This is a genomic window from Trichlorobacter sp. (assembly GCF_034008105.1).
GTDB lineage: Bacteria > Desulfobacterota > Desulfuromonadia > Geobacterales > Pseudopelobacteraceae > Trichlorobacter.
The window spans coordinates 78419-97488 of the sequence record NZ_JAVEPN010000007.1; the positions used below are offsets into that span (position 1 = coordinate 78419).

The 19070-nt window shown below is 59.9% G+C and carries 17 protein-coding genes and 1 riboswitch; of the genes, 12 read left to right on the forward strand and 5 right to left on the reverse strand.

Features of this window, described 5'->3' with window-relative positions:
• Positions 1-10: 10 nt before the first annotated feature.
• On the reverse strand, positions 11-1033 hold the full coding sequence (locus RBQ93_RS05845; protein WP_320371118.1) for a helix-turn-helix transcriptional regulator: 1023 nt from the start codon (positions 1031-1033) through the stop codon (positions 11-13).
• A 68-nt stretch (positions 1034-1101) separates the two neighbouring features.
• Here RBQ93_RS05845 and RBQ93_RS05850 point away from each other — a divergent pair, with 68 nt between their 5' ends.
• Genes RBQ93_RS05850 through RBQ93_RS05900 form a run of 11 tightly spaced genes read left to right on the forward strand, consistent with a single transcriptional unit; the run spans position 1102 to position 11527 of the window.
• On the forward strand, positions 1102-1590 hold the full coding sequence (locus RBQ93_RS05850) for a YqaA family protein (protein ID WP_320371119.1): 489 nt from the start codon (positions 1102-1104) through the stop codon (positions 1588-1590).
• Positions 1591-1607: 17 nt separating this feature from the next.
• Entirely contained in the window at positions 1608-5258 is a 3651-nt protein-coding gene (locus tag RBQ93_RS05855) for an Eco57I restriction-modification methylase domain-containing protein (RefSeq protein ID WP_320371120.1), read from the forward strand.
• Positions 5255-6100, forward strand: coding sequence for a Bro-N domain-containing protein (locus tag RBQ93_RS05860; protein ID WP_320371121.1), 846 nt, complete (start codon positions 5255-5257; stop codon positions 6098-6100). Before RBQ93_RS05855 ends, RBQ93_RS05860 begins: the two co-directional genes overlap by 4 nt.
• Positions 6097-6981: a complex I NDUFA9 subunit family protein gene (locus tag RBQ93_RS05865; protein ID WP_320371122.1), complete on the forward strand. Its 885-nt coding sequence runs from the start codon at positions 6097-6099 to the stop codon at positions 6979-6981. The genes RBQ93_RS05860 and RBQ93_RS05865 overlap by 4 nt, the downstream gene beginning before the upstream one ends.
• A gap of 1 nt (position 6982) precedes the next feature.
• Complete coding sequence (locus tag RBQ93_RS05870; RefSeq protein ID WP_320371123.1) at positions 6983-7477, forward strand: septal ring lytic transglycosylase RlpA family protein; 495 nt, start codon at positions 6983-6985, stop codon at positions 7475-7477.
• Positions 7474-8346, forward strand: a complete 873-nt coding sequence (locus RBQ93_RS05875) for an SDR family oxidoreductase (protein WP_320371124.1) — start codon at positions 7474-7476, stop codon at positions 8344-8346. The genes RBQ93_RS05870 and RBQ93_RS05875 overlap by 4 nt, the downstream gene beginning before the upstream one ends.
• A gap of 7 nt (positions 8347-8353) precedes the next feature.
• A complete protein-coding gene (locus tag RBQ93_RS05880) occupies positions 8354-9019 on the forward strand; it encodes an endonuclease III domain-containing protein (protein WP_320371125.1) in 666 nt (221 codons plus the stop codon).
• Between the two features lie 33 nt (positions 9020-9052).
• On the forward strand, positions 9053-9547 hold the full coding sequence (gene folK, locus RBQ93_RS05885; RefSeq protein ID WP_320371127.1) for a 2-amino-4-hydroxy-6-hydroxymethyldihydropteridine diphosphokinase: 495 nt from the start codon (positions 9053-9055) through the stop codon (positions 9545-9547).
• A 3-nt stretch (positions 9548-9550) separates the two neighbouring features.
• A complete protein-coding gene (locus tag RBQ93_RS05890) occupies positions 9551-9811 on the forward strand; it encodes a YHS domain-containing protein (protein WP_320371128.1) in 261 nt (86 codons plus the stop codon).
• A 21-nt stretch (positions 9812-9832) separates the two neighbouring features.
• The gene (gene fsa, locus RBQ93_RS05895) at positions 9833-10477 is read left to right on the forward strand and encodes a fructose-6-phosphate aldolase (RefSeq protein ID WP_320371129.1); all 645 of its coding nucleotides are present in this window, start codon (positions 9833-9835) and stop codon (positions 10475-10477) included.
• Positions 10478-10501: 24 nt separating this feature from the next.
• Positions 10502-11527, forward strand: a complete 1026-nt coding sequence (locus RBQ93_RS05900) for a response regulator (RefSeq protein WP_320371130.1) — start codon at positions 10502-10504, stop codon at positions 11525-11527.
• Here the strand turns inward: RBQ93_RS05900 and RBQ93_RS05905 are convergent.
• From RBQ93_RS05905 to RBQ93_RS05920, 4 genes are read right to left on the reverse strand one after another with little or no spacing between them, the layout of a single operon-like run.
• On the reverse strand, positions 11524-12039 hold the full coding sequence (locus RBQ93_RS05905; RefSeq protein ID WP_320371131.1) for a thermonuclease family protein: 516 nt from the start codon (positions 12037-12039) through the stop codon (positions 11524-11526). The genes RBQ93_RS05900 and RBQ93_RS05905 overlap by 4 nt on opposite strands.
• On the reverse strand, positions 12036-14435 hold the full coding sequence (locus RBQ93_RS05910; RefSeq protein ID WP_320371132.1) for a U32 family peptidase: 2400 nt from the start codon (positions 14433-14435) through the stop codon (positions 12036-12038). Before RBQ93_RS05910 ends, RBQ93_RS05905 begins: the two co-directional genes overlap by 4 nt.
• Positions 14432-15037: a redoxin domain-containing protein gene (locus tag RBQ93_RS05915; protein ID WP_320371133.1), complete on the reverse strand. Its 606-nt coding sequence runs from the start codon at positions 15035-15037 to the stop codon at positions 14432-14434. Before RBQ93_RS05915 ends, RBQ93_RS05910 begins: the two co-directional genes overlap by 4 nt.
• A gap of 13 nt (positions 15038-15050) precedes the next feature.
• Positions 15051-15635: a TlpA disulfide reductase family protein gene (locus tag RBQ93_RS05920; RefSeq protein WP_320371134.1), complete on the reverse strand. Its 585-nt coding sequence runs from the start codon at positions 15633-15635 to the stop codon at positions 15051-15053.
• A gap of 176 nt (positions 15636-15811) precedes the next feature.
• Positions 15812-15933: riboswitch (molybdenum cofactor riboswitch) on the forward strand.
• Positions 15934-15962: 29 nt separating this feature from the next.
• Between RBQ93_RS05920 and fdnG the strand changes: the two genes are divergently transcribed.
• A complete protein-coding gene (fdnG, locus tag RBQ93_RS05925) occupies positions 15963-19070 on the forward strand; it encodes a formate dehydrogenase-N subunit alpha (RefSeq protein WP_320371135.1) in 3108 nt (1035 codons plus the stop codon).

The following is a 19070-nucleotide window of genomic DNA, read 5'->3' on the forward strand; positions in this document are numbered from 1 at the left end:
CGTCCTGCGTCTAATCCTTTCCTTTTTTGCGGTAGTGTTCGCGCATCCCCTTGATCTGCCGCCGCAGCTCCCGGCGCAGTTCGGGCGGTTCCAGCAGCTCGGCATGGCTGCCGTAGGACAGCACCCAGGCCAGGATTTCCAGGGTACCGGCTGCCTCGAAGGAGAGCAGCAGCCCGCCGTCCGGCAGATCACTGACCAGCTGCCCCGGCCGCCAGATCCGTTCCCGCACGGTTTGGGCCACCTCCTGGTCAAAACGGACCTTGACCTGCATCGGTTGGTCGGAGACCAGACCAAAGGCATCGCTGAAACAGCCCTCGGGGTCGAAATCGTCCGGTATCTCGAAGCGCTGACGACTGACGGTCAGGCCGGCGATCCGCTCCACGGCAAACAGGCGGATGGCGTTGCGGTTATGGGCGTGGCCCAGCAAATAGAGGCCGCCCTTGGCCAGCACCAAGGTGTAGGGGTCAACTTCGTACGCTGCCGGCGGCTTCCCGCTGCGGCCATAGGACAGCTTGACCCGGTACTGGTACAAGAGTGCCCGGCGCAGTTCCGTCAGCAGTTCAGCTGCGTTTGAATAATCACGCGTACCTTGCAGACGGGGCAGGGCCACCCGGCTGATCCGCTCCAGATGGGCTGCCGAACGGGGGGGCAGGGCGGCGTGAATCTTGGCGAACAGGGCGTCGATCTCGCTGCCGAACGGCTGCGGCGGCAGCATGCCGGCCAGCGAGCGCAGCAGATGCAGCGAGACCAGCTCATCCAGGGTAAAGGTTATCGGCGCAATCTGGCGGGTGCGGGTCAGGAAGCGGTAGACCTTCTTGCCGGCCTGCCATTCGGCCACCAGCGGATAACCGGCCTCCTGGACCGCCGCCAGGTCACGGTGCACGGTACGCCGGTCCACCCCGGTCTCTTCCACCAGGTCATCCAGGGTCACCCCCTGACGGGATTCGATCAGGCGGATCACGTTATGCAGCCGCGCCGCCTGGGTGTAATGACCAGCGGGCTTGCCTCGGGTCTTGCTGCCGGGTCCTGCCATGACTGCCCCCTGTTGCTGCAGTAAAATTTCAGCTATACTACCGTTTCCAACGGCGAAGGGTACGTGATGTGGACCTGTTTGACAACCTGTTTCCGACATATTTCGTCCCACTTGTAGACTGGCTACGCCAGCCCGGCTACCCGGCCCTGTTCGCCGTCAGCCTGCTGGCTTCCTCCCTGCTGCCGCTGGGCTCGGAGTGGCTGTTGGCGCTGATGCTGACCCAGGGCTACCAACCCGCCACCACGGTCGCTGTTGCCACCCTGGGCAACACCCTGGGGGCCTGCACCACCTGGGCGGTGGGGCGCTACGGCGGAGGCTGGCTGCTTGAGCGTCTGTTCAGGATCAGCGAGCAGCAACGCCAGCGGGCTGAAGCCTGGTACCGCCGCTACGGAGCCGCCTCGCTGCTGTTCTCCTGGCTGCCGCTGGTGGGTGACCCCTTGTGTCTGGTGGGGGGCTTGTTGCGGATCAATCCGCTGCTGTTTTTGCTGTTGGTGGCAACGGGCAAACTGGCCCGTTACGGTGTGGTGGCCTGGCTGACACTGCGGCTGGCGCATTAAAAGAAGTTTGGAGCATTATGAAACTGACACTTTCAACTCCTGCAAAATCTCTGAACAAGGCCTACCTCAAGCAGAGCCTCAAACGGGAGCAAATCGAGCTTTTCCGCACCAACCTTGCCCGGATGTTTGAGCGTATCCGTACGGGTACAGATGAACATGAAGAGCACCTCAAAAATATCGTTGCCGACTTTTTAAAAGACACCTGGTACAAGCAGACCCACGAGATCAACACCAGCGGTCGCACCGATCTGGTCATCCATAACGGCACAAGCTCTAAAGACAATGTTGGCGTGCTGCTGGAGGTAAAGCGACCCGGCAACAGCGCAGAAATGATCTCCCACGACAAGCCCAATACCAAGGCGCTGCATGAACTGCTGCATTACTACATGCAGGAACGCTACACAAAGGGCAATCTGGAAGTCCGGCGTCTGATCGTCTGCAATATCTATGAATGGTACATCTTTGATGCCGCTGATTTTGAGCGCCTGTTCTTCCAGAACAAGAAGTTCGTTGAAAGTTATCAAAAGTGGAGCAACGGCCTCTTTAGCGGTGACAAAACCGAGTGGCTCTACAAAGAAATCCTCAAGCCGTTTGTTGAAGGCGAACTGGAAAATCTCCCCTGCACCTACTTCAATCTGAAAGAGTACGAGCGGATTGTCCGTAATCCAGCCAAGGCTGAAGACAACAAGCTGATCGCCCTCTACAAGGTACTCTCACCACCACACCTGCTGAAACAGTCCTTTGCCAACGACAGTAACTCCCTGAACAAAGAGTTCTACAGTGAACTGCTGCATATCATCGGCCTGGAAGAGGTAAAGGAAAAGGGCAAAAAGCTGATTCAACGCAAGCCGGAAGGCAAGCGTGACGATGGCTCTCTGTTGGAAAACGCCTGTAACATTCTTAAAACCCGCGGGCGGCTCTCTGGCCTTACCAACCTGCAACAGTACGGAGCTGATGCAGACGAACAGCAGTTCAGCGTTGCCCTTGAGCTCTGCATTACCTGGCTGAACCGCCTGCTGTTTCTGAAGCTACTGGAAGGCCAGTTAATCACCTATCACAAAGGGGACCGCAGCCAGGCCTTTCTTAATAGCAGCCGGATCACTGATTTTGATGAGCTGAATGAGCTGTTTTTTGAGGTGCTGGCAGTACGGGTTGACGAGCGCAGCCAATCGGTGCTGGAAAAGTTTGGTGCCATTCCCTACCTGAACAGCTCGCTGTTTGAAGAGAGTGAACTTGAGCGCAGCACCATCCGGATTAACGAACTGAAAAACCGCCTGGAGTTGCCATTGTCCGGCTCAACCGTACTCAAGGCAAGTAACGGCAAACGATTAAGCGGCAGCATGAGCACCCTGGCGTACCTGTTTGAGTTTCTGGATGCCTATGATTTCGGCGCAGAAGGCAACGCCGATATTCAGGAGCAAAACAAGAGCATCATCAACGCCTCGGTGCTGGGCCTGATCTTTGAAAAGATCAACGGTTACCGCGACGGTTCCTTCTTTACCCCCGGCTTCATCACCATGTACATCTGCCGCGAGACCCTGCGGCGGGCAGTGCTGCACAAATTCAACGATGCCTATGGTTTGAATTGTGCCGATCTAGCGGAGCTGCACAATGAGATCATTCGCCAGCGCCTGTCGATCAAAGAGGCCAATACCCTGGTCAACTCCTTAAAGATCTGTGACCCGGCTGTGGGTTCAGGCCATTTTCTGGTTTCGGCCTTAAACGAGATCATTGCCATCAAGAACGAACTGCGGATACTGGCCGACAGAGACGGCAAGCTGCTGCGCTGTGACCTGACCATTGAAAATGATGAACTGATAGTCACGGTTGATGATCAAATTTTTGAGTACCAGTATGAGGACAGTGAATCGCAGCGGATACAAGAGACACTGTTTCACGAAAAAGAGACCATCATCGAAAACTGCCTGTTCGGGGTGGATATCAACCCCAAATCGGCGGCCATCTGCCGTCTGCGGCTCTGGATCGAGCTGCTGAAAAACGCCTACTACCACCGCAACAGCGACCAGTTAGAGACCCTGCCCAACATCGATATCAACATCAAGTGCGGCAACTCGCTGGTCAGCCGTTTTGCCTTGGCCGGTATGCCGTCGCTCCCCGCAGCAGGACGCAAGAAGCAGAAAGAGCTGGCCGACAAATACCGTGAACTGGTCTTCTTCTACAAACATGCCCCCAGCAATAAGGCAGAAGTACGCAAGCAGATTGAGAACCTGAAACATTCCTTGGAGAACTTCGGCCTACCCAACGACAAGGATCTGATCGCCCTGCGTAAAAAGGAAAACGAAGTGGCCCAGCTTGGTTTTGCCTTTGATAAAAAGGGGACGGAAGTCCGGCAAAAATTGATGAAAGAGGTGGAGGTGCTGCAGTCCCGCTTTGCGGAAAAAGAGCGGTTGTTGTACAGCAACGCCTTTGAATGGCGCTTTGAGTTCCCGGAAGTGCTGGACGATGCCGGAGAGTTTATCGGCTTTGATGCAGTGATCGGTAACCCGCCGTATGGCGTTGCCATGGCAAAAGAGTTGAAGCAGTGGTACCAGACCTACACGCTACGGGGAGAAAGCTATGTTCTCTTTGTCGAAAAAGCGTTATCACTATTGAAGCATCAAGGGCAGTTCAGCTTTATCATTCCTGACACCTATTTGAACCTGAGCTTTACGGCACCGTTACGAAGCCATCTGTTGCAACATTCATTACTGCAAGAACTGGTGTTACTGCCGTCCCGCGTTTTTGAAGATGCCACGGTTGACACCACCCTGCTTTTTTCCGAAAAAGCCGCTTCAACTGAGGCGTTTCATCAAACCTCTGTACGGGTTAAAAGTTTTTCCAAACAAGCCAGCCAGATAGACCTTAATTTGCCTGAGTACGCTACGGCTGTTGATACGGTTTCATGGCATACCCAAGCTAGTTTCAATGTCCAGCTTGGCGGCCCTGCTGATGCACTGTTGAACCGCTTAGCAACCACGCTACCCAGCATAGCCGAACTGGCAGAAATGTTTTATGGCATTAAAGCGTATCAGGTTGGCAAAGGTAAACCACCTCAGACTGAAGAGATTCGTATCAGCAAGCCGTTTACCTCTAACATCCAAAAAGATGAAAGTTTCTTACCGTTTTACGACGGTAAGCATGTTGGCCGTTACCGGATGTTTTGGCAAAAGGACAACTGGCTTCACTACGGACCGTGGCTAGCTGAGCCAAGAAATCCTCAGAAATTTATCGGTGAAAAAATTCTGATTCGTAAGATCGTGGCTGACACGCTTATCGCCAGCTATGTGCCGGAGACCTCTTACTGCAATACTTTGTTGTATGTTCTAAAAATCAAGCCAGAACGGCAACTATCCTACTTGTACCTTTTGGGGATTCTCAATTCCCGCTTTATCGGCTGGTATTTCAAAAGCAGATTCCAGATTTCTGCTGAAGACACCTTCCCGCAAATTATGATTAGCGATATCCAGCAGTTTCCTGTGCCAGAGGCAGCAGAAGAGCAGCAGGCTCCGATCATTGAACGGGTGCAGCAGATTTTGGATGCCCCCGACAGCCCGGAAGTCCCCCGGCTTGAGGCCGAGATCAATCGCCTGGTCTATGCCCTCTACGGCCTGACGGATGAAGAGATCGCTCTGGTGGAGGGCGCTTCTGCAAAAGGAGGCACGCCATGACTGCACAGCAGCTCGTCAAGTTGGCTGTCTTTGAGGGCAAACAGATTCGGAAAATCATCCACAATGGCGAATGGTGGTTTTCGGTGGTGGATGTGGTAGGTGTTTTGACGGACAGCGCTGATCCGAAAGACTATTGGTATCGTATCAAAAAACGCGAAAAATTATCAGGAGTTGAGTTATCGACAATTTGTCGACAACTGAAGCTACCCGCTACTGATGGGAAAAAATACGCCACCGACTGCGCCAACACCGAGGGGATGTTCCGCATCGTCCAGTCGATCCCGTCCCCCAAGGCTGAACCGTTCAAACGCTGGCTGGCTCAGGTGGGCTATGAACGGATACAGGAGATCGAGAACCCGGAGCTGGCCCAGCAGCGAATGAAAGAGCTGTACGAACAGAAAGGCTACCCCAAGGATTGGATTGATAAACGTCTGCGCGGCATTGCCATCCGCCAGAACCTGACCGATGAATGGCAGGAGCGGGGTATCACAACCGAGCGGGAGTTCAGTATTCTGACTGCCGAGATTGCCAAGGCCACTTTTGGGATGACACTGTCCGAGCATAAGCAGTTCAAGCGACTTACCCGCCCCCAGGACAACCTGCGCGATCACATGACCGATCTGGAACTGATCTTCACCATGTTGGGTGAAAAGGTAACCACGGAAATTTCTCAAACTGAAAAACCTGAGAGCTTTGAAGCCAACAAAAAAGTGGCCAAACGGGGCGGCCGGGTGGCTGGTACGGCCCGCCTGGAAACAGAGAAGGAACTGGGCAGAAGTATAGTCAGCAAGCAGAATTTTCTTCCCAAGGAGATTGCTGAGGATACGGAGGAACAACCATGAAGATCTTCATCGCCGGGGCAACCGGATTTGTGGGCGGCCATCTGACCGCCGAACTGCTGCGTCGCGGCCACCAGTTGGTGCTGCTGTCCCATGGGGCGCCTGCGGCTGAGCGGCCCGGCGTCAGCTATGTCAGGGGCGATGTTACCGATCCCGCAAGCTACCAGCCAGCGGTCAGCGGCTGCGATGCGGTGATCAACCTGGTGGGGATCATCCGCGAGTTTCCGGCTAGAGGGATCACCTTCGAACGACTGCACGTGGAGGCCACCGCCTGCATGGTGGCCGCGGCGCAGCGCAGCGGTGTGCAGCGCTACCTGCAGATGTCGGCCCTGGGCACCCGTGCCGAGGCGGTATCAGGCTACCACCGTACCAAATGGCGGGGTGAGCAGCTGGTACGGGACAGCGGCCTGGCCTGGACCATCTTCCGGCCATCGTTGATCTTCGGGCCCCGGGATGCCTTTGTCAACATGCTGTCCGACCAGCTGCGGCTGGCGCCGCTGATGCCCACCATGGGGAACGGTGCCTACCGGCTGCAACCGATCCATGGCGACGACGTGGCCCGCTGCTATGCCGAGGCCTTGGAGCGGCCGGAGACCGCCGGACAGACCTATGAGCTGTGCGGCGCGGACCGACTCAGCTACCGGGAGTTGCTGGACGCCATTGCCGAAGCCCTGGGCAAAGGGCATCCCTGGAAGCCGGCCCTGCCGCTGGCTGTGATGCAGCCGGTGATCAAGGCCCTGCAAGGGTTCAGCGCCTTCCCGATCACCAGCGACCAGCTGCAGATGCTGCTGGAGGAAAACATCTGCGACGGTGCCTGGCGCGACACCTTCCGTTTTGAGCCGATCCGCTTCCGGGATGGCATCCGCGCCTACCTGAAGGGCTGACATGCGCTCGACCTCTCGCCTGCAGCGCACTGGCTGCCTGCTGGCTGTGCTGACACTGCTTTTGCCAGGCGGTTATAGCTTTGCCGCCCTGCCAGAATCGGATTCGATCGACGAACAGCTGGAGCAGCTGGTGCGTCAGGGCAGCCCACGGGACCCCCGAGATGGCGTGGCCACCTACTATGCCGCGCGCTTCATCGGCCGCCGCACCAGTTCCGGCGAACGCTACCAACCCGACAAGCTGACTGCGGCCCACGCCACGCTGCCGCTGGGGACGGTGGTGCGGGTGCTGAACCCCAGGACCGGCCAGGATGTGGTAGTGCGGATCAATGACCGCTGCCACCCCCGCCATGCCCCCAAAAACCTGATCGACCTCTCCCGCAAGGCTGCCCAGCAGATCGGCCTGTGGGGCAAGGGGCTGATCAAGGTCCGCATCATTCCGCTGACGGAAGGAGGCCGGACAACACAACAACGCCTGACGCAGGAGAACGCATCATGAAACAACTGTTCATCGCCGGTTGCGGCTACACCGGCCAACGGGTGGCCCTGGCGGCCCGGCAGCAGGGCTGGCAGGTAACCGCACAGCTGCGTGACGAGGCCAAGTCCGGCCCGCTGGCGCAGGCCGGCTGCACCATCGTTCTGGCCAACATGGACCAGCTGGATGAGATTCCCCCCTTGGCGCTGGCCGGACAGACCCTGCTCTACAGCGTCCCTCCTCAGGGAGGCGGCAGCAGCGACCTGCGGACCCGCACCTTTCTGGCCGCACTGGAGCGCGACCAGCAGGTGCCCGAACGGATCATCTACCTGAGCGCCAGCAGCGTCTACGGCGATACCGCCGGGGCCCTGGTCGATGAAACCAGCCCGGCCCAACCGACCGCCGCCATGGGTAAACGGCGGCTGGATGCGGAGCAGCAGTTCAGCGCCTTTGCCGAGCGCCACGGCATCCCGCTGGTGATCCTGCGGGTCTCCGGCATCTACGGACCGGGCCGCCTGCCGTTGATGCAGATCTCCCAGGGCCAGCCGCTGCTGCGGGAAGAACTGGCCAAGCCCTCCAACCGGATCCATGTCGACGACCTGGTGCAGGTCTGCCTGGCAACGCTCCAGCGTGGCCAGGGGATCTACAACGTCAGCGACGGCGCGCCCTACAGCATGACCGCCTACTTCAACGCCTGTGCTGATGCCTTGGGGCTGCCCCGCCAGCCCCAGGTGGACCTAGCAGAGGCCCAACGGATGATGCCGCCCCTGCTGTTTACCTACTTCGTCGAATCGCGGGTGGTGGACAACCGACGCATGCTGGCGGAGCTGGACATCACGCTGCGCTATCCCAGCCTGGCGGACGGCCTGCGCGCCAGCCTGCCCAGCCCATGACCATGCTATGCTGACCACGATCTTTGATCGGCTGCTGGAACGCTACGGCCATCGCGATTGGTGGCCTGCCGAAAGCCCCTTCGAGGTCTGCGTCGGCGCGATCCTGACCCAGAACACCAACTGGGGCAACGTGGAAAAGGCGATTGCCAACCTGAAGGCCGCCGACTGCCTGACCCTGTCCGGCATCGCAGCGCTGCCGTCGCAGCAGCTGGCCGCGCTGATCCGTCCGGCCGGCTACTTCAACGTCAAGGCCCGCCGCCTGCAGTCCTTCTGCAGCTGTGTCCTGGAAGCATGCCAGGGCGACCTTGAACAACTGTTTGCGCAGGATTGGCGGCAGCTGCGCCCGTGGCTGCTGGCCGTCAACGGCATCGGTCCGGAGACCGCCGACTCGATACTGTTATACGCCGCCAACCAGCCCAGTTTTGTGGTGGATGCCTACACCCGCCGCATCTTCAGTCGCCTGGGGCTGGTGGATGAGACCATCGCCTACGAAACGCTGCGCTCCTTCTGCATGCAGCAGCTGCCGGAGGACCCGGCCCTGTTCAACGAGTTCCACGCCCTGATCGTGGAGCACGGCAAACAGCACTGCCGGCCCCGCCCCCGGTGCGAAGGCTGCTGCCTGGCCATTCAGTGCGACCAGCTGCGCCAACAAAACAGACAGCCCGGCGGTTGACGCCCCTGGCGTAGTGTGGTTTAATTCTGCCCTGTGGAAACCGACGCCTACATCGCCCTTGGCTCCAACCTGGGGGATCGGGAACTGAACCTGTTGCGGGCCGTTTCGGAACTGGGCCGTCTGCCCGGTTGCCGTGTCACGGCCCTTTCCCGTTTTTTTGAGACCAGCCCGGTGGGTATGCCGGACGACACCCCCGCCTTTCTGAACGGGGCGCTCAGACTGACGACCGAACTGGAGCCACACGCTCTGTTAGCTGAACTGCAACGGATCGAGCAGCAGGTATTCGCTCGCACGGCCTCGACCACGCCGGTATCACGCCGCATGGATCTGGATCTGCTGCTGTACGGTGACCAGGTTCTGCACATGCCTGATCTGGTCGTGCCCCACCCCCGGCTGGCACTGCGCCGTTTTGTGCTGCAGCCGTTGGCCGAAATCGCGCCGGACCTGGTGGAGCCGTTGAGCGGGAAGACCATCAGCAGCCTGCTGGCAGGGCTGCAATCGGAGGAGCGGGTTGCCCCGCTGGAGTAAGTCATGGGTTTAATGCGCCTGCTGTTCATGGGACTTCTGTTTTACATCGGCTACCGTGTGGTCAAGGCGCTACTGGCGCCCAAACCGAAGGCCGAGGCTCCGCCGCAACGGATCAAAGGCGAAGATGCCGTGCAAGATCCGGTCTGCGGGGTCTACCTCTCCCGTGACGACGCGGTGGTGGGCACCCTGGAGGGCAAACGTCACTACTTCTGCTCCATGGCCTGTCTGGAAAAATTTCGCGAACAACTTGACCATACACCCTAATCCAAACCTGGAGGTTTACCCATGAAGTTCTTTATCGACACCGCAGATGTGAAAGAGATCCGCGAAGCCCATGAGCTGGGCCTGGTGGACGGCGTCACCACCAACCCGTCCCTGATCGCCAAGTCTGGCCGCAAGTTCAAGGATGTGATCAAGGAGATCACCGCCATCGTGGACGGCCCGATCTCGGCCGAGGTGATCTCCCTGGAGGCCAAGGGGATGGTCAAGGAGGCCAAAGAGCTGGTCAAGATCCACAAGAACATCGTGATCAAGCTGCCGATGACGCCCGAAGGGCTCAAGGCCACCAAGGAGCTGACCAAGCTCAAGATCAAGACCAACGTGACCCTGATCTTCTCCCCGCTGCAGGCGCTGCTGGCTGCCAAGGCTGGCGCCACCTACGTTTCCCCCTTTGTGGGCCGTCTGGACGACATCTCCCAGGACGGCATGGGGATCATCGAAGAGATCCGCACCATCTTTGACAACTATGGCTACACCAGCGAGATCATCGTGGCCAGCATCCGCAACCCGATCCATGTGCTCAATTCGGCCCTGATCGGCGCCGACATCTGCACCATCCCCTACTCGGTCATGCTGCAGCTCTCCAAGCACCCGCTGACCGATGCCGGCATCAAGAAGTTTCTGGAAGACTGGGAAAAGGTGCCGAAGTAGCAATCAACTGAGCCGGGGGCGGGTATGGCAAAACAGCTGGGCGACATACTGGTAGAGACCGAACTGATCAGCAAAAAGACGCTGCAGCGTGCACTGGAACGCCAGGCCGGCACTGACAAACGCCTGGGGCAGGTGCTGGAAGAGATGGGCGTGATCACCGAACAGGAGCTGATGGAGGCGTTGATCCGCCAGAACAGCCCGTTTGTTGATGTGGGCCACAAAAAACAGCTGGGGGACCTGCTGGTCGAGGCCAAGCTGATCAGCGAAACAACCCTGGAGCGGGCCCTGGAACGGGGCAAGACGGAAGGCAAGCGGCTGGGACAGGTACTGGAGGAGATGGGGGTGATCACCGAGCAGGAGTTGGTGGACGCCCTGGGCCGGCAGTTCAACTTCAAGACCGTCAAGGAGTTTGCCGGCCGCAGCTATGCCCCTGAGCTGCTCAACCTGCTGCCCACCGAGTTCGTGATGAAACGGGTGGTCTTTCCGCTGATGCTGAAGGAGTTTCAGCTGGCCGTGGCCATGTCCGACCCGTTTGACAGCGAGACCTGCGATCTGATTGCCCGGATCACTGGCTTTCAGTTGGTGCCGGTGCTGGCCACCCGACGCGAACTGCTGGACGCCATTGCCCGACACTACCTGAACAGCCCTTACAACCCTGACGCCGGTGACACGATCCTGGTGGTGGAAGACTCCCCCACGGTGGCCACCGTGGTGCAGGCAGCACTGGTCAAGGAGGGCTACAACGTGGTCCTGGCCGAAGACGGGATGGAGGCGCTCAAGCTGGTGCTGACCCGTCGCCCCCGGCTGGTGATTACCGACTCCGTCATGCCCAAACTGGATGGTTTCGGTCTGCTGCGGGCCATCAAGGCCAATCCGATGACCGCCGAGACCCCGGTGATCATGCTGACCGGCAGGGCATCCACCGACGATGAGCAGAAGGCGCTGGAATCGGGCTTTATCGATTTTATCCCCAAACCGGTCCAACCGCTGCGGGTGGTTTCCCGGATCAAGCGGGCCTTGGAACTCTCCCGCCAGATGAAGACCGTCTAGCGTCGACGACCGCCCTGGCCGCTGCGTCTGAACTCCCAGGGCGGCTGCGGGTTGGTCTGCTGCCAGAGCCCCATCCGTCTCCGCCGCGCCCGATCCTCCAGACGCAGATACTCGGAGGCGTAATCCCCTTCCAGATGATGACGATAGGCCCAGGCCAGTCCTTCGGCCACCATGGCCGCGTTGATATCCATCCCAGTCAGCCTGACTACCCCCACCACCCGTCCGTACTGATCCTGATCCCGCACCTCCACCGTAACCGCCTTGCCCAGCAGTTTGTACATCAACACCCGTTTGGCTACGCTGCTGTAGGTCTGCCCCGGTCGATCACGCTTGGCGGTCTCCGGGGCATCAATACCGTACAGCCGCACCTTGAGCTGCCCCTGGGGACGGGCCACCAGCAACAGGGTGTCGCCGTCGTAGACCTGCCGCACCATGCCGTGCAGCGTCTCCCCGCAGGATAGACCCGGCAGGCCGAGCAGGAGCATACAGACTGCCAGCAGCATACGTCTCATGCCAGACCTCGTTCGTAGTTGAAGCTGGTGGTGCCGGGAAGCAAACGGTCACTGCGGAAGGCGGCCAGTACGGTATCGCGGCTGCCGGGCTCGGTTTCGGACAGGTCAAGTTGGAAGGAGCGGCAACCCATGCGACGCAGCTCGGCCAGATGCCCCAACAGAGAAAAGGGGGTGGCGGCGCTGATCACCGACAGGCCATCCCGGCCCCTCAGGCTGTAGCCTTCGCCGCGGTCGGACTGAAACGGCGCACCGCTGGTGACCTCCTTGATCCTGATACGGGTGGTCATCACCTCCACCGGGGCATAGACCGTCACGGTGCGCTGGATCGGCAGCTCCCGCCCCAGCAGCGCAGCAAGATTCTCCCGGTCATCCTCCAGATAGAGGGTGGCCCGCTCCACCTGCTGCTCCTGCCAGGCGACCAGGGCCTGGCTGTTGAGCGAAAACAGGCGGTAACCACTGGACAGCCGCAGGTCCGACAGGCCCCGCAGCAAGGGGAGATGGCCGTGGTTGGTGGCCTCGAACTGCCGAAAGCCCTCTGCGTGCAGCTGCTGCACCAAGGCGCGGTACCAGGCGTAATCGGCCTCGAACAGCATAAACGGCAACTGCCAGACCACCCGCTCAGGCGTCTCGCGCAGGCGGGACAGATAGCGCGGCAGGCTGTGGGCCGTGGCCCGACGTAGCGGCAACACCACCCGGTCGGCCTGGGACAGCGCCCAGCGGGCATCGGCCGGGCTGTCCACCACGATCAGCAGTTCTTCACGCTGATCGCTTCGGGCAGCAGGCCGCTGGTGAGCCTTCAGCTCGGCCAGGGCACCGGCCTTGGCCTCGGCGATCAGCCGCCGCTGCTGTCCGGCCCCCTCCTGTTCCAGACGACGGTACAGCTCACGGCGGATCTCCTTCAGCCTGGCCGGAGGGATAAAGAGCGCCGGAAAATCAGGGGCCGTCAGACGGGCCAACTGAAAGGGGGTCTCGCCGGTCTCGTTGAAGCGCGCCCTGAGCACGCCAGCCATATCGGCGCTGCGGGCCGGCTCCAACTCGCCTAGCGGGAACTGGTAGTTGAAGCTGGCAGCCCCCAGTTGGGCCGTAATCTGCAACGTCCAGTCCTGGCCCTGCTGGTTACAGGCCAGTTCAAGCGAAACCGCTGCCCGATCAGGACCGGCGGCCTGCAGTTTGCGGTTGGCGGCCTCGTCACTCATACCGAAGGCGTCATGGGCGCCCACCTTGAACAGGGCGTCACCCGGTTTGGCCTCAAAGGGACAGGCCACCTCCACCTGGGCGTGGGCGCTGCAAGCCGGCACTTTTTTACGCCCTACGTACAGCTCCCGCAGGGTCCAGGCCTGGCCGGCCATGTCGCTCTTGGGCTGCAGCCGCAGCCGGTCCCCCACCTGCAACGGGTCGCGGCTTTCAAAACTGATACGGCCTGCAGCGACCCGCTTGACCTCGCCGGTAAAACGTCCCGTGCCGCCCCGCAACCACGGGTTGGCGATATCGCTCGGCTCCTTCGAGGACAGAAAACCCTTGGTGGGTGCTCGACCGAATGAATCCTTCAGACGTTCCTTGGCCAGGGCCAGGGCCTGCTTCTGGCCATCAGGAGGCGCATCCAGCACCAGCCGGTAGGCCGCCACCACCTTGGCGACGTAATCGGCCGATTTCATGCGGCCCTCGATCTTGAGCGACCTGACCCCGGCCGCCGCCAGCTCAGGCACCAGCTCGATGGCGGAGAGATCGTTGGGGGAGAAGTAGTAGCCCTCCTTGCTACGGTGGCTGTAGAGGCGACGGCAGGGCTGGGCGCAGCGGCCCCGATTGCCGCTATGGCCCCCCAGCAGAGAGGAAAAATGGCACTGCCCCGACACGCAGAAACAGAGCGCGCCATGCACAAATATCTCCAGCTCGGCGGTGCACTGTCCGGCGATCAAGGCGATATCGGCCAATTGCAGTTCACGGGCCAGCACCACCCGCTCAAAGCCCAGCTCTTCCAGCAGCTGCACCCCGGCCAGGTTATGGATCGTCATCTGGGTGGAGGCGTGCAGCGGGATCGAGGGGAAATGCCGCCGCACCATGCGGGCCACGGCCATGTCCTGCACGATCACGCCATCTACCCGTAGCCGGGCCAGCTCGGCCAGGGTCTCGGCCAGTTGCGGCAGCTCCTGCTCCTTGACCAGGGTATTGAGGGTGATGTAGATGCGGCGGTCCCGCTGGTGGGCATAGGCCAGCATCCGCTCCATCTGCCCCAGGGTGAAGTTCTTGGCCCGGGCCCGGGCCGAAAATTCCCTCAGGCCAGCATAGACCGCATCGGCGCCGGATTCCATGGCAGCAAAAAAGGCCTCAAGGGAACCGCAGGGGGCCAACAGTTCAGGTTTGTGGGCCACGGTGGTGGCTTTGTGTGATCGGGTCATTGCGACAGCTTTTCCAATTCCCGCGCCAGGGCATCCAGCGGCGGACGTTTATTGACATCGTGAACATCGATATAGCGGATGATCCCCTGCTTATCGATCACAATCAGGGCCCGCTCGGCCGTGCCGTCCGTGCGAAGAATGCCGAACTTGGCTGCGGTGGCCCCGTGGGGAAAGAAATCAGACAGCACCGGAAACCAGAGCGTGCCCATCTGGTTGGTCCAGGAAAACAGGGACGCCAGACTGTCCACTGAAATACCGAGCAGCACGGCGTCATGCTCGTCAAACAGTTCCTTGACGATGTTGTAGCCCGGCCATTGGTCCGAGCAGACCGGCGTCCAGGCCGCTGGGATGAAGGAGAGTACCACATGCTTCTTGCCACGGTAGTCGGCAAGGGCAATCTGTTGGCCTGAGACGGCCTTCAGGCTGAAATCAGGGGCCTGGTCACCGACCTTGACCGTAAGTACGCTGTCCACCGGCTTGAGGATGCCGGTTTCGTAGAGATTGTCCTTGTAGGCCTCGGAAAGTGCAGCGACCGGGACGGGGACCATGGCCAGCAGACCGCCAATCATGAGGCACGGCAGCAGGCGGGAGGGTAAAGGCATGATACAACTCCTTTCAGATACCGCTCATGGTCAGTACGGCATCAAGAAAACGGGCTGGATCGCCAAAGCTGCCCAGTTTGGAGTAGACCACCCGGTGGCTGCCATCCGGCATGATCCTGATCACGATAAAGTATGGGGTGCGGACATCGCCCAGCTTTTTGTGAATGACGAAGTCGGCATCGGCAAACAGCGGGAACGGGACCTGATACTTTTTCTTGAAGACGCCGACCTCATAGGGGTTGTTACCGGCGCCGACACCGATGATCTTGACTCTGTCGCGGGCCCGCTGACTGCCGTTAACCAGATGGTAAAAGGCATTCATGTTCGGGGCATCCTTCTGGCAGTGGGGGCAGTACATGCTGAAGACCTGAAAGACCACCGCCTGAGCCTTTATCTCCGGCACCCTGAACGAGCCGCCGCCAAAGGAGAACAGGCGCTTTGACAATCCCAGGTAGCTCCGCTCTGCGCCATCCTTGGGCAGCGGCAGTTCGAAGTCAGGCAGCTGCTGCCCCACACCGGGCGGTGTTGCTGCCTGCACTGACGGTATCACGGCCAATACAGCGGCTAACACCAGACAGGTTACCAGGATACGCTTCATAGCACTCTCCCCTTTCAGGCACCGCCGCTTGCAACTGCGGCTGCCATGCAAACCGTCCACGCACCAGAGCACCTCCGAACAGACCATAACGGACCGATCTGGCTGAGTCAACAGCAGGCAGTATTACCGGTTGACAGACAGCACGCGCTATTATATAACACTGTTAGTCAAGTTACAGATAATTCCATCTCCGAGTTGTATTGCCTACGGAAGCGGCTTCTATGGCGTACGACCGCGGGTGTCGCGGGAAACGGCGGCGCCCTCCTGTCCTTGAAAAGGGGATGGTTGGCATCGGCAACGATAACAACCAGCAAAGGAGGACACCAGATGACGGTATCGAGGCGAGACTTTTTCAAGCTCTCCGGCACCAGTCTGGCTGCGGCGACGTTCGGCTTCAGCCTGGCGCCGGTAGAGGCCAGGGCAGCGGATCTGCAGATTCGCTACGCCAAGGAAACCACCACCATCTGCCCCTACTGCGCGGTCGGCTGCGGCATGATCGTGCATACCCAGCGGGGCGAAATCATCAACGTCGAGGGTGATCCGGATCACCCGATCAATGAAGGGGCACTCTGCCCCAAAGGCTCCTCGGTCTACCAGCTGCGCGACAACAAGGCCCGCCTGACCAAGCCACTCTACCGTGCCCCCGGCACCAGCGAATGGCAAGAGGTTTCGTGGGACTGGGCCCTCGACGAGATCGCCAAAAAGGTTAAAAAAACCCGCGACACCTCCTTCGTACCCACCAGCAGCATCAAGGTTAATAACCAGCAGGTCGAGGCCGTGGTCAATCGCACCATGGGGATCGCCTCCATCGGCAGTGCCGCGCTGGACAATGAAGAGTGCTACCTGTATCAAAAATTCCTCAGGGGGTTAGGTCTGGTGTATATCGAACACCAGGCCCGCATTTGACACAGCGCAACGGTAGCGGCTCTGGCAGAGTCGTTTGGACGCGGTGCAATGACGAACCACTGGATTGACCTGAAGAATGCCGATGTAATCCTGATCATGGGTGCCAACCCAGCCGAGAACCACCCGCTCTCCTTCCGCTGGATCATGAAGGCCAAGGATGCCGGGGCCAAGGTGATCTGCGTCGACCCACGCTTTACCCGCAGCGCGGCAAAGTCCGACCTGTACGCCGCCCTGCGCTCCGGGACCGACATCGCCTTCCTGGGCGGGATGATCAACTACATCATCCAGAACAAGGCCTACTTCGAGGAGTACGTCACGCAGTACACCAACGCCAGCTACCTGGTGAACGGCGATTTCAAGATGCCGGGCGAGCTGGCCGGCCTGTTCTCCGGCTATGACCCCCAGAAGCGCAGCTACGATCCCAAGGCCTGGTCGTTCCAGAAAGGCGCCGATGACAGCGTCAGGAAGGATATGACCCTGCAGGACCCCAACTGCGTCTTCCAACTGCTGAAGAAGCATTACTCCCGCTACACCCCGGAGCTGGTGTCACGCATCACCGGCACCCCCAAGGAAAAACTGCTGGAGATCTACAAGCTGTACGCCTCCACCGGAGCGCCGGACAAGGCCGGTACCTCCATGTACGCCATGGGCTGGACCCAGCACACCGTGGGCACCCAGAACATCCGCACCATGTCGATCATCCAGCTGCTGCTGGGCAACATGGGAGTGGCCGGCGGCGGCGTGAACGCGCTGCGCGGCGAATCAAACGTGCAGGGTTCCACCGACCACGGGCTGCTGTTCCATATCCTGCCTGGGTACCTGCCGGTCCCGTCGGCCGACCTGAAGGATCTGGCCGCCTACAACGAGAAGTACACCCCCAAGAGCAAGGACCCCCAGAGCGCCAACTGGTGGCAGAACCGGCCCAAATATATCGCCAGCTACCTGAAGGCGATCTACGGCGCCAAGGCCACCAAGGAGAACGACTACGGCTATGCCTGGCTGCCCAAGCTGGATCCGGGCATGAACTGCTCCTGGCTGATGATCTTCGACAACATGATCAAGGGCAAATTCAAGGGCTTCTTTGCCTGGGGACAAAACCCGGCCTGCTCGGGCACCAACTCCAACAAGGTGCGCAACGCCCTGGCCAAGCTGGACTGGATGGTGACGGTCAATATCTTCGACAACGAGACCGCCTCCTTCTGGAAGGGGCCCGGCATGAATCCGGCTGATGTCAAGACCGAGGTCTTTCTGCTGCCGGCGGCCGCCTCCTTTGAAAAGGAGGGCAGCATCTCCAACTCAGGCCGCTGGGCCCAGTGGCGCTATGCCGCAGTCAAACCGCTCGGCTCGAGCAAACCGGACGCCGAGATCATTCACGAGCTCTACCAGAAACTGAAATCCCTCTACACCAAAGAGGGCGGGGCCCTGCCCGAGCAGTTGCTGAATCTTACCTGGAACTACGGCTTCAAGCATGCCGACGGCAGCATCCACTCCGTTGATCCGCACCTGGTGGCCAAGGAGATCAACGGCTCCTTCCTGGAGGATGTGCCGGACCAGAAGACGCCACTCAAGCTGATCGGCAAGAAAGGTGAGCTGGCCGGCGGCTTTGCCCTGCTGCAGGCTGATGGCAGCACCTCCTGCGGCAACTGGATTTACAGCCAGAGCTACAACGAGAAGGGCAACATGATGGCCCGTCGGGGCAAGAAAGACCCCACCGGCCTGGGGATGTTCCCGGAATGGTCTTGGTGCTGGCCGGTCAACCGTCGCATCCTCTACAATCGGGCCTCCTGCACGGTGGACGGCAAACCGTTCAACCAGAAAAAGGCGGTGGTCTACTGGAACCCGGCGGCGGTGCAACCCACCGGCGCCCTGGGTGCCTGGGTGGGGGATGTGCCGGACGGCCCCTGGCCACCGATGTCCAACCAGAAGGACGGCAAGAAACCGTTTATCATGCGGGCCGACGGCGTGGCTGCCATCTTCGGCGCCGGCATGAAGGAAGGGCCGTTCCCGGAGCATTACGAACCGCTGGAGTGTCCACTGGCTGAAAACCTGCTGTCAAAGCAGATCAACAACCCAACCATCAAGCTGTTCAAGGACACCGATGTCAAAGAAGACATGGTGGCTTCCTGCGACCCCCGTTTCCCCTATGTGGCCAGCACCTACCGGGTGACTGAACATTGGCAAACCGGGGTCATGACCCGTAACACCCCCTGGCTGTTGGAGCTGCAGCCGCGCCTGTTCGTTGAGCTCAGCCCGGAGTTGGCCAAGGAAAAGGGGATCAAGAGCGGCGACATGGTTGAGGTTTCCTCAATCCGGGGATCGGTTGAGGCGGTGGCCATGGTGACCCAACGCTTTAAACCGTTCACGATTGGCGACCAGGTGGTCCACGAGGTCGGTATGCCCTATTGCTACGGCTGGCACACCCCCAATGTGGGGGATTCGGTCAACCTGCTGACCCCCACCGTCGGGGATGCCAACACCATGATTCCTGAAACCAAGGCCTTCATGGTCGGCATCAAGAGAAAGGGGTAA

Bases quoted from the DNA above. Each gene is read 5' to 3' on its own strand.
- RBQ93_RS05880 (WP_320371125.1), top strand. From the start codon at position 8,354: ATGCTGACCACGATCTTTGATCGGCTGCTGGAACGCTACGGCCATCGC.
- RBQ93_RS05875 (WP_320371124.1), top strand. From the start codon at position 7,474: ATGAAACAACTGTTCATCGCCGGTTGCGGCTACACCGGCCAACGGGTG.
- RBQ93_RS05910 (WP_320371132.1), bottom strand. From the start codon at position 14,435: ATGACCCGATCACACAAAGCCACCACCGTGGCCCACAAACCTGAACTG.
- RBQ93_RS05915 (WP_320371133.1), bottom strand. From the start codon at position 15,037: ATGCCTTTACCCTCCCGCCTGCTGCCGTGCCTCATGATTGGCGGTCTG.
- RBQ93_RS05905 (WP_320371131.1), bottom strand. From the start codon at position 12,039: ATGAGACGTATGCTGCTGGCAGTCTGTATGCTCCTGCTCGGCCTGCCG.
- fsa (WP_320371129.1), top strand. From the start codon at position 9,833: ATGAAGTTCTTTATCGACACCGCAGATGTGAAAGAGATCCGCGAAGCC.
- RBQ93_RS05900 (WP_320371130.1), top strand. From the start codon at position 10,502: ATGGCAAAACAGCTGGGCGACATACTGGTAGAGACCGAACTGATCAGC.
- RBQ93_RS05860 (WP_320371121.1), top strand. From the start codon at position 5,255: ATGACTGCACAGCAGCTCGTCAAGTTGGCTGTCTTTGAGGGCAAACAG.
- RBQ93_RS05890 (WP_320371128.1), top strand. From the start codon at position 9,551: ATGGGTTTAATGCGCCTGCTGTTCATGGGACTTCTGTTTTACATCGGC.
- RBQ93_RS05845 (WP_320371118.1), bottom strand. From the start codon at position 1,033: ATGGCAGGACCCGGCAGCAAGACCCGAGGCAAGCCCGCTGGTCATTAC.
- RBQ93_RS05865 (WP_320371122.1), top strand. From the start codon at position 6,097: ATGAAGATCTTCATCGCCGGGGCAACCGGATTTGTGGGCGGCCATCTG.
- RBQ93_RS05920 (WP_320371134.1), bottom strand. From the start codon at position 15,635: ATGAAGCGTATCCTGGTAACCTGTCTGGTGTTAGCCGCTGTATTGGCC.
- RBQ93_RS05870 (WP_320371123.1), top strand. From the start codon at position 6,983: ATGCGCTCGACCTCTCGCCTGCAGCGCACTGGCTGCCTGCTGGCTGTG.
- RBQ93_RS05855 (WP_320371120.1), top strand. From the start codon at position 1,608: ATGAAACTGACACTTTCAACTCCTGCAAAATCTCTGAACAAGGCCTAC.